Origin of the sequence: Lactobacillus sp. ESL0261 (assembly GCF_003693025.1) — a bacterium.
In the GTDB taxonomy this organism is placed as follows: domain Bacteria; phylum Bacillota; class Bacilli; order Lactobacillales; family Lactobacillaceae; genus Lactobacillus; species Lactobacillus kullabergensis.
In genome coordinates this window covers 36,269-52,290 of sequence record NZ_REHN01000013.1, presented here as the reverse complement: position 1 = coordinate 52,290, position 16,022 = coordinate 36,269, and the positions used below count along the sequence as shown (strand labels likewise).

Below are 16,022 nucleotides of genomic sequence, written 5' to 3'. Positions count from 1 at the left end.
AAACGAGCTGACTTTCAATAGTTAGTTAAATCAATTACGATAGTATGAAAACATATTCTATTTTTTAATAATAAAAATTTTGCTTATTTATTATTAACAGTATTATACTATCTTCAGCTATATTATACAATATATGATATTAGATTTTTTAGGTGATAGACAATAGTAAATAAAAAAGGGATGTTTCATTTTGATGACGATTAGCTACTGTGCCATTAATTTTTTAAGATAAAAAATAAACCTTTGAAATTTCAAAGGTTTATTTTTAGATGGCTTTTGTTAGTAACATTAGAAGTGGGCATTAATGTTTTTATTTAAAAAAACTCTGCGATTTCCTGTTTTAAATGCCTTGCTAAATTATCAGCACCAATTTTTTCTAATAAACTAATCTGTTCTAGTGCTTCTAATTTGTGCTTTTGACAAATTGCAATTCGAGCATTAACAACAAGTAATTTATCATACTGTCTTAGGCTCTTTAATAAAGGCTTTAAACTATTTAAAGTAGTGACAGCTAACTTAAATTTGTGATGCGTCATTTGTATTATTGCCTGATTAATTAGCGTATTGGTTTTCAGAGTTTTCATAAACGGATAATGATTGTCTATATTAGCAATAATCTTGGCAATAATTTCGTTTGCTGTTTGATAGTCAAAGGCAAATAAAATTGAACTAAGGATCGTAATATCTGTAACAGTAAAAATCTCGATATTACGAAAAGAGTTGAACCAAATAGGTTGAACTAGTTCTTGTGCATGAGTAAATCCTTTTGGTTTATCGACTAATAGTAGAGCTTTAAGAATAATAGTAATTCGTTTAATATCATTGTCGTTTTTGACTAAGAGACAATCTTGTAACAAACTATTTATTTTATCCTTATCAATACTACCATCAAGGTTTAAAAACCGATGCAGAAGTTGACTTTTAGTACTAATATGATAGCCATTACTAATATATTCAAACTCGTTGGGAGTTAAACCCAGTCGCTTTATTAATTTAAGTTCATTTTCGTAAGTAGTTGATAATTCAGTATTTTCAATTTTAGAAATTGTGCTACGGTCAAATAAATCTTGTGCTAAATCTTGCTGGGTCATTTTACGTGTAGTTCTAAGACTATGAATTGTTTTGCCAAAATTGCTCATGGTATTACTCTTTTTATGTTTATTTATTCTTAGAATGATGTGCTGATTTTGCACATTATTAATAATGGTTTAATGTTATTCTTAGTTTAGAAATAAATCAATAATTATATCTGATTTATTTCGTCAATTAAGAAGTCGTCATCTTACCTATAAAGACGTAACAGCATGACTTTTGTACATTTATTTGGAAAGGAGGATAAATACATGACCGAAACAATAGCAGGGGTATCTTTAATCATTACATGCTGGTGTTTGGGTAAAATCTATAAAGATAATCCAGCAATCAAATTTCTTAGGACTAATCGGGGAATGATATTGATATTAACCTCCGTTTCCTTAGTAGCCTTTGAATTAGTAATACATAATTTTCAGTTTGGCCAAATTTTACCGGCTTTCCATTCTGGAATTGTTTTGTTTATTCTGTTAGGTTTATTTTATATTTTTAGGGATTATCGTTCAGCAAAATAAACGATAGAGTTATTATGAGGTAAAAAAATGTTGTGGATTATGGTTTTACTTCTTGTATTATTTGCTGGAATGGAATATACAGGAAGAGAGCAACTGCAAGCTCTTAACAAAATTTTTGCGGGTGTAGGGGTTGCAATTATTGTTATACCCCCAGTTGTATCTTACTTGCTATTTAAGAATTTCACTGCTTTAAACAGTGTCAGCATTCCTCTTGGAGTAGTTCAGGTATGTGTACTAGCTGCAGTATATTTTATATTCAGAAAAGTTGCTTTGAACGATTAGTTATTAAAAGCAAGCACAGTGATATATGATAAAATTTTGATTATAAAAATAGCTTGGGGATTTTTTAAAAAATCCTTTTGCTAATATTTTGACTCCAAGCTATAGATAGCTTGGAGCTTTTTAAGTTAAAAACAATTGGCGCGAAAAGTTATTGTCATAGTTTGAATTAGAATTTGCAATAAAATTAAAAGAACTAACATGCGAATAAATCGTGTGTTAGTTCTTTGTGTTTAATCTTAATTTTAGGGATGATATCAGTTGAGGATTATTTTAATCTTTTTATCTTCAATTTTAATTAGGTAATCACATTCTTGCCAAACACTCGGATCATGAGTTGCTATCACAATTGTGGCAGCGGGATCAAAATTATTTAACAAGGTTTTTAGCACTACTTGGCTATTTTCTGAATCTAGTGAACCGGTTGGTTCATCCGCGAATATCACTTTGGGGGTTTTTAAAAGTATGCGAGCTAGCGCTATCCGTTGCTGTTCACCTCCGCTGAGAGTATATACTTTTTGATTAAACGGCATTTTTTCCAGCCCCACTTGCTTTAAAGCCGCATGCATTCGTTCGCTTTTTTGCCCTCTAGTTAATTTCTGATTAGCTAAGCCTAATTCCAGGTTTTGCTTGACGGTCTCTGTGTCAATTAACCCAAAATTTTGAAAAATGAAGCCAAAAAATGTGCGATATAGTTTTTTGCGATTTTTGCCATTAACAGTTAAGTCAGTAATAATTACTTTTCCAGATGAAGGTTGCTCAAGTCCGCTTAAAACATTAAGAAAAGTTGTTTTACCAGCACCACTTTTGCCCACAATAGCATATGTTTTACCTGTTTCTAAAGTACAATTAATATCTTCGAAGATAACTTTTTCTTGAAACTTTTTAGTAAGATGTTCTACTTTAATCAATTTTTCGCTCCTAATTTCCGTGATTAAGGGTAATTAATAAATTGTGCTGTGCGTGAATATAAGTTAATAAAATAATAATTGCTTCTATTAAAAGGTAACTTAAAGTAAGTGGCATTAAGTTTAAATATCCTCTTTTAGCTAAAACCAAGTTAATCATTAAGAAATCGAACCCCAAATTAACAATTAAAAACGCGCAGATTAGTTTAGCGTTAGATTTTCCGAATACCTGATAAACCGCCATTTTATGTCTCTGGCTTTGTAAGAAGGTTGAGCTGACAAACAAGATAATAAAAATTAATTGCAGCAATGATATGATCGTCGTCGTAGTTAACAGGAGCAGCTCTTTATTCGCTTTTGCGACATAATCTGAAAGCAATGCCTGCTGGCTTGTAATTCCAATAGTATAGGAAGCTAAACCTAAACGCTTCACTAATCGTTGCATGGCTTTAAGATCGGGAAAGCGGATCATTCCTTGACTGTTAGTTGACAAATAGAAATCATCCGATAACAGCTTATCATTCACCACGATAATTAATGGATTAAATGAAATAGACGATAGTATCTCGTCACGAACGGTATAATTAAGGACTTTTTGATCACTTGCAATCGGAATGACCTGAATCGTTGGCATCTTTTTTTGCTTGCGATAGCGGTTAGGTAACTTATTTTGAAACTTAAGGAAGGTCTTCAGCTCCTTTTTAGCTTCTCCCAGTTGATCTAAGCGATTCTTTGGTATTAAGAGCAAGACATTATTTTCAGAAACTTTAATATGTTTAGAAGTGAGACCACTCTTTGCCAGGAAGTTTTTATTGGCAGTAATCACATTGCCATTTTCAGGCTGAACATCCCGTATTGCTGGTCTGAATACCTGTGAATTTTTTGAAACGATTGCTTGCGGAGACTTGACCACCAATTTATGAACTTTTCGCGCTACTTTCATATCTTCAGCCTTGTCCGAAATATGCCAACTAAGATTCAGTGAATAACCATTTTCTTTAGCAGAAAGCTTTTTGATGATACTCGTATCTCTTGTATAAATCTGGTAATTCTTATATAAAGCTATCGCGTTAAGCATTATTAAGGCCAGCAGTACTATTTTTAAAAGATAGCCAATTAATAAAAACGCTCCTGAATGTTCTTCACCCTTGATTGCGGCATAAGGTTTTAATAGTGCCAGAACTAGATAGGATAAGGCGTTTAAGAAGAAGAAACTTAAAAATAAAATCAATAATACGAGTAGCAGATAGGGTAAAAAAGTTGTCCAACCTTTAGCAGTAAATGAATAAGACCCCCAAACGACTATGAATATTACAATTAAGCCGAGAGTTGTAACTAATAAAGGTGCTTCTCTTTTTAAGTCGTTCATAAAAAGCTGCCAGTTATTTAAGCCGTTAATTTTCATTATGCCATACGCTTTGAAACGGTATAATTTTTCGAGCACCATTACAATGAACAAAATGCTGATAACACCCAAAAATATGACTACATTGGTACTACTTAATTCCGTTAGAAATAAATGCAAAATATAATTAAATGATAGGGAGTTGTGTTCAGTTCGTACTCTAAATTGGTGTGAATGGAGTAATGAAAGCAAATCGCCCAAAACTTTATTTTTGGCATTAGTACAATATACTCCGTAAAGATCTTCTAATTGTAGCTTTTTATTTGATAGTTTTTTAACAGATTTATCTTTATAAAGTGAGTAATCTTTATTATCATTGCCAAAACTATAAACTATTTTACTTTGATGGCCATTAAAATTATTAATTCTTAGCTTAACTAAAGAAATATTCTTAGAATGAGCAAACTTTTGTAATATGATAAAGAACCTTTTTTTATTATATTTTTTGTTCCATTCTTTACTATCCGTTTTTTGCCATTTCCTAATTTGCGAATTATTAAGTTTTTTTGAACCATAAATTTCCACAATGGTGGGATTATCAGGTAAAGAACTGTCATCATAGGAATGAAAAATGTTAGTGAACAGGGCGATAGTAGTAATTGTAACTAGCAAGTAAAGTAGGACTTTTATTTTTCGTAGCACCTTTAAACCTCTTATCCGAAAATAGCTCTGTCAAAATCGAATTGGTATTCTGTATCTTTTATCATATATGTAATTTTAGCTATTTACTATTAGATTAAACGAGTTATCATGTTCTTTCAACTGTGCTTTGATTTTGATGTTGAAAAGATTGTTGAAAATAATTTTGTAGGTATGTATTTAAGTCGCTGGTTATTTAAACGAAGAGCTCTGCTATTTAGTCAGTTTAAATTAATAATATGAGCTATAGTTTTTGTAACTAAAAAATACTTCCAGTAGAGAATAATTTAATACTGGAAGTATTTTAAATTTTGCGGATCCGCACTATATTTTTTTCGCAGCTTTAGGTCATAGTATGTTGCCAAAAGCATAATTAATGTCCAGAAAACGCATAGTGCAATTGTTGACCATACGTTTACTATTCTTTGAATATAAATTGAAAAGTTAGCTTTAAGCGTAAAAATTATGTACCAGAGTACCGGAACCTAGGGACAAGTGTAATACCAAAGATTAAACACATATCAAAGCTTTTGGGATGAGTCCGAGGCCTGCTAAAGACCTCTTTTTCGTGTCTTTTCACATATATTGCACTAATTACTACTAGTATAATTAGCACAAATTGCAAAATTTTCAGTATTGTGGTTACAAATGGTGAAAACATTATCTTTAACCTCCTTACTTTTATAATCTAGTATTATGTAATTATGAAAGCTTATTACTAATTAATTTCTGCGATGCGTGTCTTTTAGCAATATCGAATTTGATTTTAAATTGACATTAAAAAAGAGTAATATACATCTAAATATTTTCTATAGTGTTTGAGGATTCATTTAAAACTTAACCTTTAATGAGTTCTTAGTTTCATAATATCATTTAAGCGAAGTTTTTAAATAGGTTTTTACATGAACAAGTTTGGTCGGACGGCTAGAAATTAAGAATATTACGAAGGCTAACACAACAAAAGTTAGCGAACGATCCCTTTGATCGTATGATTACGAAACTGCAAATAAAATTGTTGACAAAATTATTGAAGCTATCGATAAATATTGCCCCTTAAATAAGTCTTCAAAAGTAAATACATTAGTTAATCAGGTAATGACTGAAATGTTGGCACAAAAATTTGACTTGGCAGTAGTTAATTAATTAAACTAAAATCTTTAATTAAAGAGTTGGGTCAATATGATAAATTGCTTGTGAATAAAGTCAGGATTGCTGTTTGTCAGAAAATAAAGCTGCAGTATTAGAGCGAGTATGTTTATTTCAAAAAATCGAAGCTGATCATTTAGCTGATAGGTTAAGATCAAAAATTGATGAATTTTTATAGTTTAGCATGGTAAAAAAGGTGCTACCAAATATTAAGCTTTACTGAGTTCAAAAATTTGGGCAAAAAGTTAATATCATTTCTTTAAGGCTTGAGCCCGATATTCTTTCTTCATTATAGTAGCGAATGTATTCCATAATTGCTTTAGTTAGTTTTTGCAGGTTATGGTAGTTATATTCTTGACCATAAAACATTTCGGTTTAAGCAAGAATTAGTATTTATGAAAGCCCTTTAAGTCTCCTAGCCACTTTTTTGAATTTTAAACTTGGTGTATAATAAAATACTATTCAAACCAAATAATGTGTTTTTTATGATTAGTCGTTAGTGGATATCATTTGAATACATTTAAACTTTGTATGTCCAATGGCTGGATTTTAGTAACTAGACAACTCATAGTTATTGATAATAAATATTTCTCTGACTTTTTAATTGTGGCTGCAAAGACCAAAATATTAGTAATAGTTTTAGACTATGTTTTTCATATGGAGGAAGCATGATTATCAGTAATATTTGGTTGATTATTTTTGCCACTATTTCGTCATTTTCCAGGGGAATAATATCAGTTATTGACCGTTACCAAATGGGCTATCGCAAGCAAAGCTCAATTGATGTGAACTTTTTAAATAATATTTGCAGCTCGGTTTTAGTGACTTTCTTCCTGATTTACGTCCTGCACAGTTTTCCCAGTCCCAGAATAACCAACAACTATCTTATTAAAGTCCTTTTATATGCTTTTTTGGCTCAAATCGTCGCTTATGGCTACAGCTATGTGTTCAAAAAAGTTTCAATTATGCAGTCTGTGCTTTTGAGCAAGGTGACCGATCTTTTTATTCCTTGGGCCATTTTGCTGACTATGGGCTACTTTAGCAAATCCTCATATTTAGTTTCTATTATTTCCACGGTGATCGTGGTTATTTATATTGTTTTCGAACAGCGCCACAATAATTTAAATTTGAAAAACCTGTTGACGACTTTTGCCGTAATTGCGCCCTTGTTGATTATTCAAGCGGCACTTTCACCGTTATTAACTAAAGGCCTAATCAAACCGATTGATCTGGTCTTTTTTACTATCATGACAATTTATGTGCGCTGTTTAATTACCCTAATTACTTTTATTTATAAAAATAGAACTCTTAAAATCAGCGCTGAAAATCTTAAAGGTAAGGTTTATCTGATTTATGGTTCTCGGGCGGTTTTGACTCTTTTAGCGCAAGTAACTTATACTTTGGCAACGTCTTCACCCAACTCAAGCATTGCCTGGATCTTTTTAAACATGACCTCTTTATACAGCGTCATCTTTGGCGATATTTTCCTTAAAGAAAAGATGAAATTTGCAGATATCTTGGTAATTGTGGCTATTTTTATCTTGGCTTTGTTTTCAAAGTAACTGGAACAGTTTTTGGGGTGCTATTAAAGAATTAGGTTAATATAATAAATCACTTGTAGCTAAAGCCAGAGTTGCTTCTTGTCAGAAAAATAAAGCCGCAGCACTAGAGCAAGTTTGTTTACTTCAAAAAATCGAAGCTGATCATTTAGCTGATAGCTTAAAATCAGGATTTCATAAATTTTTATAACTTAGCATAATAAAAAGGTGCTACCCAATAGTAATGGCACCTTAAATCATACCTAATTTTTTGCTGATTCGATTCTTATCTTTTTTCTTTCCTATTAAAATCTAATTTGTTTATAAATAGCAAATTCTCTGCTAAAGTGGCTAAATTATTATTATAACTAGATATATTGTTTTTAGATACGCAGGGAAAGACTAAAAGTTGCTCTACGCGTTTCGCCAGCTGTTGATTATTATAACCATTATTTTTTATGAAAGAATAAAGAAGCCACTTGTCTTTAAGAATCACACGATCGTAAAGGCAACCACGTGCTTTTATTGAATAGATAATAGATGATCTAAAACACTCAATGGAAGAAATAAAGTTTTCTACTTTAAACATTTTATTTCCATCATCTTCAAGTTCATATGATTTCTCATTGGACAAATCAAATACCAATTTTGCAATATCAAAGTGTGCTATTCCATCTAATTTTTCTAGAGATTTAAAGACAGGCATACTTATTTTTATCCTCCATAATCTTTTTATATCACCATCGGTTAAATCGTACTTATTTTTTTGGAGAATTTTGTTAATTTTTTTATTTGAAATTACCTCTATATCAAGTGGTATATTACCCAAAACAAAACTGAGGCGTTTTACATAAGCCTTGTCATCACTGACTATAACGTAAACATCTAAATCTGAAAATTTATTTCCCAAACCATCAAATTTAGACGAGTATACACATGCATATAAAATATCCTTCTGTATATTACATTTAAGCTTTATTAAATGTAAAATATCCTTCTGTGGGTCTGATAATTTGGTTGCTTTTTTTAAAATGTCTAACTTATCCATAATTTATCCCTACTTCCTTACTAAATAGTGATTAATAAAATTATACGAACTTTTCTTTTTTTAATGTGTACCATACAAGAGAATTTTTTATAACTATAATCATACACTTTCAATCTCTTCAGGTGAACCTTCTACTTTCAAATCAAAATCATTTTCACCACTTAAAAAGTTTATTTAGGTTACACTTTGCTTGCCCTTTTTAAATTTCGTGACCGATAGTCGTTAAATTTTCTTTTAAAGACAGTAGCTGAATTTTTGGAAGAAACTTCTATATTTTGAATCATTTATCAAAATTGATAAATGAATTTTTGGGGCTTTTTAATAATATTCATCTCTATCGAATATTAAAATACCGTTTAATTATTCTCACCAACATTAATCAGCACCGTATAGCCATTCTTAAGCAACGATAGATTATTAGTATTTTATAAAAAAGTTAAGCGTCCATTAGTACAATTACTTAATTTAAAAAGGCTACAAATTAAACAAATGCCAATGAGCTATATATGATAAGTTACCAATTTTTTCAAAAGCTATGATGAATTTATTTTAATATCAGATTTATTATTTTGTTTCTTTGATTATTATATTAATTCTAAAAAGCGCAGATATTAAATTTAAAGTAGTATTAAATGAGCAAAATAATAATATAAAAAGCTATGAATTAAGTACAAAAATACTACTTATAGCATCGAAATCTTTTGTTTTCCCTGCTATTTTTTAAGAATTTGACAAGGGCTTAAAAAAACTATATATTTTTTTAATTTGAATCTACGATTTTTTATAAAAACTAGTTTTTGTCGTTTTTTATGAATATTGGGGGCTCTATGAAAAAAATAGTTAATGTTTTTAATGCTGTTTTTATAAGATCAATAAAAGATAATTTTAGTGCTTATGGTTTATCTCTAGTTACACAACGTGTGGTTTCTCTTTTAGTAAGCTTATTACTACCTCTCTCTCTTTATTTTTTTGTTTTCAATCAACAAGTAAGCTCTGCTTTTAAACGCAGCAGCAGTAGTAACTATGTGCTTTTTCTTTTTTTAGGTTTTATTGCATATTCAGCTTCTTTTTCTTTATTAATGTCGATTGGAAGATCAATAGTTACTGAGTTCAGACAAGGGACCTTCCAATATTATATATACTCAGGTGCAAATTTATTAATTTATTTGGTTGCTGTAAGTCTTACAGGAATAATCTTATCCTTTTTGGAAAGCGTAATTCTCTTTATTTTTTTGTTTATAACTAACTCGCAAATAAGCTTTTTACAGTTGATAATCGGATATGGCTTAATCATATTTAGTTCCATTTCCATAGCTGTGTTTGTCGGCTCTATAATGCTTTTCTTTAATAATACCTATTTGGTACAAAATACAATTAGTGTACTTATTAGTTTTTTATGTGGTATTTCTTTTCCTATTAAGTTTTTACCTAAGTGGGTTCAATATATTTCTGAGGCAATCCCATTAACATCTGCTTTGGACATATTTAGAAATAAAGCAATTCTGATAAATATAGATCTTGGAAAAATGATATAATATTTAACATTTTTTTGTCAATTATCTATTTGACTGTAGGATATTTTTTCTTAAAAAAGACTATAAAGGTAAGATTGGAGAGTTTGGCATAATGATTAAAGGGGAAAACTTAAAAAAAGCTTCCAACAATAATAATGTTAATGTGGTTGAAGCCGTTAAAGGTATAAATATTGAAATAAAAAAAGGTCAAATTACAGGTCTTCTTGGTTTAAATGGTGCAGGGAAAACCACATCTATAAGAATGCTATCTGGGGAGCTTTTACCAGATGAAGGAACAGTTTATGAAGATAACACTCCTATAGAAAAGAATTTAACTAATTTTAGGACAAAAGTTAATGTAATTTCTGGCACTGAGCGTGGACTTTTTTGGCATTTAACTGCCTACGATAACTTGACCTATTTTGCAAGGCTATACGGTATAGAGAAAGAAACATACAGAAGCAGAATTCCCAATCTATTAAAATTAGTCCGGCTAGAAAAAGCCAGTGGTCAAAGAGTAGAAACCTTTCTAAAGGTATGAAACAAAGATTACAATTTGCAAGAGGAATGATTAATAATCCAGATTATATTTTTTTTGACGAGCCAACAATTGGTTTAGATGTTGATATAGCGACCGAAATGAGGGAATTAATTGCGGATCTAGCTCACAATAATAAGAAAGGCATTTTGTTAACTACGCACTACTTAAAAGAGGCAGCGGAATTATGCGATAACATATATTTTCTACGTAAAGGTGAGATAACCTCCAAGGAATCTTCTGTAGAGTTATCAAAGGAAGCCAAAGTAAGTGAAAAAATTCTTATAAGTTTCAATAAGGTTGTAAGTCAAGATCTTATTAAGATGCTTAAAGAAAGTGATGGTGTAGTTGACGTTAAGAAGGAATCTCCACTATCTGTGAGTGTATTTGGTCATTCTAATTTGATAAGAAAAGTAATAACAAATGACAGGCTAGCAAACTATTCAGTAGAAGAAATGAAAAAGGAGGATATTACACTTGAAGACTTCTTATTTACACAAATTACGAAGTAGATTACATTTATTAATTCAATCAATATTTGCTGAATTTTTGAGATGTAGTAAGTTAAATACTTTGAGTTTCAATGGTATCGTAGCTTCAATAATATGGCCACTTTTGGGACTTCTAACTACTTTGTTTACATATAAGAGTTTTAATTTGAAATTGTTTACTCATTTCGGTATCAATTCACATTCAGATTTTTTAATTTTTCTTTTATCAGGATTTGTGTCACTTTCATTTTATTCTGCTATGATTACACAAGCTTTATCAATCCAAAGGGATCGTGAAGATGGTACATTGCAAATAATTTACATAAGTCCAGCAAATAGATTTGGACTTTTGCTTGGCAGGGCATTGTCTGGTTTTCCACAAATTATATTTTCTTTTGTATTAATATATTTTTATATTTTCTTAATTAGTTCAGGAAATCCTTTTATAAAAATAATGTTCTATGCAATTGCTGGTATGATCCTTTTTATTTCTGCTTCTTTATGGGGAACCTTTATGTGTGCTTTATATTTAGTGAGTAGAAATACTTCTATTTGGTATATTCTTTTCAATACCGCCGATGGAGTACTTATCAGGAGTCTCAATTCCTATTAGATCTTTTTTAAAGTTTTTGTATTTCTTTTCTTTTATCTTTCCGCTTACTTATACTCTACAAATAGTGAGAAAGATGTCAGTTCTTTCTTGGCCAGGAATTATTGAGTGGCTAACTTTTATTTTTATTAACTTGGTATGTTTTTTCTTTACTTTATTTGTGATAAACAAAAGTGAGAAAAATTTTAGAAAAAAAGGCACTATAGATTTATTTTAGGGATTTAGTTTTTGTAAATATTTCTAAGAAAATCATAGAATAGAGCTTGGGAAAATAAGTGATTTTGATTTGAGGAAAATGTAAAATGATAATCAATACACAAAAACTTCAAAAGGACGTTATTGAAAACAAAAAGAAACACGGCTTTAATACAACTGATGTAGAATTCGAATTACTTAGGTTGTATGGTGAAACTAATGAACTTTTTGAGGCATGGCGTAAGCAAGATAAAGAAAACATAAATGAAGAATTAGCGGATGTGGCAATTTTTTTATTGGGCATTTCAGAGATTCTTGATAGTGATTTAGGAGAAGATATAGTTAAAAAGATGAAAATAAACGAAAAAAGAGTGTATAAAAAAGGGATTAAGTGCTCATAATTTTCGGGTGTTTAATTTAGTTGGCCTAATAAATTAAAATCTATCTTTAGAAAATGATTCATTATTACTAACAGAAAATTTGCCCTTTGTTTTTTATCTAGCTAATTTGAAGACATACAAAATTATGCTTAGCAAATTAGAAGTTTTTTATTTTCTGTAAATAATTGAGCAGATGGAATAAACGTAACTATGATTCACAAAAATTTATATAAAGTAATATGAAATATTTTCGTAAAAAAGATTAAAGGATAAAAGCTATTAAAAATTTGGGAACAAATATAGAATAATAGATGTAAAAACATCAACTGATATGATTTTTACATGTAATTTGGAGATCTCGCTGATTACTAAGATAAAATTGAAATTGGGATTAATTATTAGACATTACGCATGCAAAAAATGTTGTGATTGATACATTTAAGGGAATAATTTTTAAAAAAGGGAGAAAATATGAAACGTGGAAAACTTATAAGCCTAGAGGGTATAGATGGCGTTGGAAAAACAACCTGTGTAAAGTACTTGATTGAACACTATTTACAAGATCAAGATACCACATGGCAATATGTAAACAGAAAAGAAATTCCAAACACTAATAGTTATGTTAAAAAGCATATGGAATATCTTTATGCAATAATGTGGGGAAAAGGAAAAGTTTTTTCTCAGGCTCCAAATGTCCCCTTTAATGGCTTTAACAAAGAACATTGGCGTTATCTTTTTCTAGTTTGGTATAGTGCTTTCGAACAACACAGGATAATACCACTTTTAAACAAAGGTGTTTCTGTTATTTTAGATGGCTATTTTTATAAAGAAATGGTAAAAGCAATTGAGAGCTCCAAGACATTAAAAACAAGTGAAGAGTTCGATTTTCTTTATAAGCCTGATCTTTCAATTCTTCTCGAAGCACGGCCTGAAGATTGTATACGTCCAGATTCGAATTCTAATCCAGTTGAATCCGGAAGTTTCGGTGGAAATCCTAAGGACTTTATTAAGACACAAACACATATGTCAAAAATTTATGAAGAATTAGCAGAAAAATACCATTGGGCCAAAGTTAAACGTGATAAATCAGTTGAAGTAACATGTCAAAGAATTATGTCTCAGATAAATGAATTTATATAAAATAGGCATTATTTACTTTTATATAAAGTAATAAAAACTTAATTAAATATTTCTACAGCTTGATGTCGATTTTCATTAGACGTCGAGCTTTTTAGTTTTCTTTAGCGTAAAGCTAAGAGGGTTCTAACGGCTTATCTAAAAAGCAAAAATTTGAACTTTTTTGGATCTTTTTTTGCTAAATAAAAAAGAAACTAAAAATATAAGACTATTAAAGTCAAAATTCATTAAAAAATGTAATATCATATGAATTGCTTTTTTAATAAAATGAACTATTATTTGTTCAATATTGTAAATGAGGTGGCAATAATGACTAGAAAAGTGAAATTTGGTATATTTGCATGTATTGTTGCTGCAGGTCTTTTTTTATTTTACTATTGGTCATCAAATGACTATGTACCTGACGTAGCACAGTACCAGGTTAATCACATAATAAGGAATCACGATACACGAGAAATTAACCAGGTAGCAACTAATAGAAAAACAGCGAACTTTTTACATTCTCTTAAAACTAGTGACCGCTGCCATAAAATTAGCGATTTTCAAGGTGGAACTAAAGAACGGGGCTATTATGTTGCAAGTATCAAAAATAAAGCTGTTGGGATTTATATGCAAAAAAAATCCAATTCTTTTTGGAATTGGAAAATAAAAAGTATTGCATGTTTTGATTGAGCTGCTGCAATACTTTTTATCTACTACTTTCCCTAAAACCGGCAGGTTAAAATAGGATAAGAAATAAGTATGCATCAATCTGCGGAATATATGAAGTTCGATTAGTCCTATCAAAAATTAATACTAATAGAGAAAATGCTAAAAGTGCTAAAATTGAGTAATTGCAAAACTTTTCTACGCCATCGAGATTAACCTTTTGAATAATTTTTACAGGGTGGGTGGTTTTAATGAAAATAGCGCCTAGCAATAATATAACACCAAATAAAAAGTAAGTATATATAGCTATTTTATTTTTATGATAATAAATAAAAAGAATACCAATTAAAAATTGTAAAATGCCCATTAAAAATAAGGCAATTTTAGGATTAAGTTTATATTTCAGCATGATTTGAAACCTTTCAAAATTAAATTTAATAAGTCTATGCAATAAAAAAAGTAATATTTTTACTGTATAGACTTAATCTATACCTTATCACTAAATTATAATAATATTAAATTATTATTTGAATATTTTATTAAAAACATTATGGTGCTAAATTGTTTTAAAAGGAGCAAAACGATGAGAATTAATGTTTTACAACACACGCCAAACGAAGGCCCCGGTTCAATCCAGGAATGGGCTGATCTGCATCAGCATGATTTTTATGTATATCATCCCTATCAGTTTGGCATTTTGCCCGTTACTGCAACAACAGATTTACTAGTTATCTTAGGTGGTCCAATGAGTCCAAATGACGATCTGCCATGGATTAAGCAAGAGCGCCAGTTAATTAAGCAGCTATTTCAGGAGGGAAAGCCTATTTTGGGAGTATGCTTTGGCGCCCAACAAATTGTTAAAACTTTAGGCTATCAGGTTAAAAAGGCGCCGGTTAAGGAAGTAGGCTGGGGGCCAGTCAAATTGCAATCCAAATTAATTACCGGCTTACCTGAAAGTTTAGAAGTACTGCATTGGCATGAAGAAATGTTTGAAATACCAAAAGAGGCTGACGTTTTGTTTTCTAATGCTAATTTACAAAATCAAGGTTTTGTTTTAGATAAGCAAGCTGTTGGTTTGCAGTTTCACTTAGAACCAGAAAAAGATAATATCAAAGAGATTGTGGTTAATGATTCTCAATATCTTTCTGGGTCGATGTTTAAACAAACAGCTAAGCAAATTATTGAGCATCCTGTTCCTAAGGAAAATAAAAGGGCAATGTTTCGCATCTTAGATTATTTGACAGAATAATATAGGATCCGCTTTAAAATGCTATTATTTGCTTGAACTTTTTACTGAGAATTATGGAATCAGATTAATTATTTGTAAAAGCAGAAAATAGACGCGACTTAGCAATGAAGCGCCCCCACATTTGGGGGGTATTTTATATCTAAATTATCTAAAAAAGATGAAGTTGAAATCTACCATCTTTGGCATGATTAGCATTTGGAAAGTGCATTAAATAAGCATTGTAGTTACTGAAATAACCTTCAAAATAAAAACCAAGCCATTTCAATGGCTTTGTATATACGATTATAGGTAATTTTTATAAAATCCAGTTAATATTTGGGATTGGTTTGTTATAATTTAATTAGCGTAGAAAAGTTAAAAGGACGGTAGCTGCCGCTTTCATGAAGGAAGTGAGGCCTATGAACTATCTTGATTCATACTCCAATCTCCCAAAAGAAGGGAGCAGCAGTTGATGAGCACTGCCGAAGCGCTAAGTTTAATGCTTAACTTTGGCATGTTTATCTTGACCTTGTTAATGTTTATTGACAAGCATCATGATAAATAATCGCATCAAAAAACCGTCCTAGATACTAGCTGGGCGGTTTTAATGTAAAACTAATATAAGCGCAGCTACCGTCCTTTGTGGCGGCTCTACGTGAGGAAGGCTTATTGAGGTAAGTCTTCCTTTTTCTTACATATGTATTTTAGCAT

16 protein-coding genes and 1 pseudogene are annotated in these 16,022 nt (G+C 30.5%); 11 read left to right on the top strand and 6 right to left on the bottom strand.

Annotated elements, in window-relative coordinates; genetic code table 11:
- Positions 1 to 314: 314 nt before the first annotated feature.
- The gene (locus F5ESL0261_RS09010; RefSeq protein WP_122052972.1) at positions 315 to 1,139 is read right to left on the bottom strand and encodes a helix-turn-helix domain-containing protein; all 825 of its coding nucleotides are present in this window, start codon (positions 1,137 to 1,139) and stop codon (positions 315 to 317) included.
- A 204-nt stretch (positions 1,140 to 1,343) separates the two neighbouring features.
- On the opposite strand from F5ESL0261_RS09010, the gene F5ESL0261_RS09005 reads away from it, so the two are divergent.
- Positions 1,344 to 1,607 (top strand): hypothetical protein, encoded by a 264-nt coding sequence (locus tag F5ESL0261_RS09005; RefSeq protein WP_046332672.1) that lies wholly within the window; start codon positions 1,344 to 1,346, stop codon positions 1,605 to 1,607.
- Positions 1,608 to 1,634: 27 nt separating this feature from the next.
- Complete coding sequence (locus tag F5ESL0261_RS09000) at positions 1,635 to 1,889, top strand: hypothetical protein (protein ID WP_122052971.1); 255 nt, start codon at positions 1,635 to 1,637, stop codon at positions 1,887 to 1,889.
- Positions 1,890 to 2,143: 254 nt separating this feature from the next.
- Here the strand turns inward: F5ESL0261_RS09000 and F5ESL0261_RS08995 are convergent, their stop codons facing one another.
- From F5ESL0261_RS08995 to F5ESL0261_RS08980, 3 genes are all read right to left on the bottom strand, one after another.
- The gene (locus tag F5ESL0261_RS08995; RefSeq protein WP_122052970.1) at positions 2,144 to 2,797 is read right to left on the bottom strand and encodes a putative bacteriocin export ABC transporter; all 654 of its coding nucleotides are present in this window, start codon (positions 2,795 to 2,797) and stop codon (positions 2,144 to 2,146) included.
- Positions 2,798 to 2,807: 10 nt separating this feature from the next.
- On the bottom strand, positions 2,808 to 4,841 hold the full coding sequence (locus F5ESL0261_RS08990; RefSeq protein WP_122052969.1) for a hypothetical protein: 2,034 nt from the start codon (positions 4,839 to 4,841) through the stop codon (positions 2,808 to 2,810).
- Between the two features lie 1,368 nt (positions 4,842 to 6,209).
- Complete coding sequence (locus F5ESL0261_RS08980; protein ID WP_261982744.1) at positions 6,210 to 6,353, bottom strand: IS3 family transposase; 144 nt, start codon at positions 6,351 to 6,353, stop codon at positions 6,210 to 6,212.
- Positions 6,354 to 6,652: 299 nt separating this feature from the next.
- Between F5ESL0261_RS08980 and F5ESL0261_RS08975 the strand changes: the two genes are divergently transcribed.
- Positions 6,653 to 7,546, top strand: coding sequence for an EamA family transporter (locus F5ESL0261_RS08975; RefSeq protein WP_046332667.1), 894 nt, complete (start codon positions 6,653 to 6,655; stop codon positions 7,544 to 7,546).
- A gap of 262 nt (positions 7,547 to 7,808) precedes the next feature.
- Here F5ESL0261_RS08975 and F5ESL0261_RS08970 read toward each other — a convergent pair whose 3' ends face one another.
- Complete coding sequence (locus tag F5ESL0261_RS08970) at positions 7,809 to 8,570, bottom strand: hypothetical protein (protein ID WP_122052967.1); 762 nt, start codon at positions 8,568 to 8,570, stop codon at positions 7,809 to 7,811.
- 827 nt (positions 8,571 to 9,397) lie between these two features.
- Between F5ESL0261_RS08970 and F5ESL0261_RS08965 the strand changes: the two genes are divergently transcribed.
- From F5ESL0261_RS08965 to F5ESL0261_RS08935, 6 genes and pseudogenes are all read left to right on the top strand, one after another.
- A complete protein-coding gene (locus F5ESL0261_RS08965; RefSeq protein ID WP_158595214.1) occupies positions 9,398 to 10,105 on the top strand; it encodes an ABC transporter permease in 708 nt (235 codons plus the stop codon).
- A gap of 91 nt (positions 10,106 to 10,196) precedes the next feature.
- A pseudogene (locus F5ESL0261_RS10315) lies at positions 10,197 to 11,134 on the top strand (ABC transporter ATP-binding protein).
- Positions 11,100 to 11,726 (top strand): hypothetical protein, encoded by a 627-nt coding sequence (locus F5ESL0261_RS08950; RefSeq protein ID WP_122052963.1) that lies wholly within the window; start codon positions 11,100 to 11,102, stop codon positions 11,724 to 11,726. Before F5ESL0261_RS10315 ends, F5ESL0261_RS08950 begins: the two are co-directional and overlap by 35 nt.
- Positions 11,727 to 12,025: 299 nt before the next feature.
- On the top strand, positions 12,026 to 12,319 hold the full coding sequence (locus F5ESL0261_RS08945) for a MazG nucleotide pyrophosphohydrolase domain-containing protein (protein ID WP_122052962.1): 294 nt from the start codon (positions 12,026 to 12,028) through the stop codon (positions 12,317 to 12,319).
- A gap of 450 nt (positions 12,320 to 12,769) precedes the next feature.
- A complete protein-coding gene (locus F5ESL0261_RS08940; protein WP_122052961.1) occupies positions 12,770 to 13,438 on the top strand; it encodes a hypothetical protein in 669 nt (222 codons plus the stop codon).
- A gap of 306 nt (positions 13,439 to 13,744) precedes the next feature.
- Entirely contained in the window at positions 13,745 to 14,107 is a 363-nt protein-coding gene (locus tag F5ESL0261_RS08935) for a hypothetical protein (RefSeq protein WP_122052960.1), read from the top strand.
- Between the two features lie 46 nt (positions 14,108 to 14,153).
- Here the strand turns inward: F5ESL0261_RS08935 and F5ESL0261_RS08930 are convergent, their stop codons facing one another.
- A complete protein-coding gene (locus tag F5ESL0261_RS08930) occupies positions 14,154 to 14,492 on the bottom strand; it encodes a hypothetical protein (RefSeq protein WP_122052959.1) in 339 nt (112 codons plus the stop codon).
- A gap of 174 nt (positions 14,493 to 14,666) precedes the next feature.
- Between F5ESL0261_RS08930 and F5ESL0261_RS08925 the strand changes: the two genes are divergently transcribed.
- Positions 14,667 to 15,332, top strand: a complete 666-nt coding sequence (locus F5ESL0261_RS08925; protein WP_122052958.1) for a type 1 glutamine amidotransferase — start codon at positions 14,667 to 14,669, stop codon at positions 15,330 to 15,332.
- A gap of 451 nt (positions 15,333 to 15,783) precedes the next feature.
- Positions 15,784 to 15,876 carry a putative holin-like toxin gene (locus F5ESL0261_RS08920; RefSeq protein ID WP_081945322.1) on the top strand — a complete coding sequence of 31 codons (93 nt, stop codon included), beginning with the start codon at positions 15,784 to 15,786 and terminating at the stop codon, positions 15,874 to 15,876.
- Positions 15,877 to 16,022 lie beyond the last annotated feature (146 nt).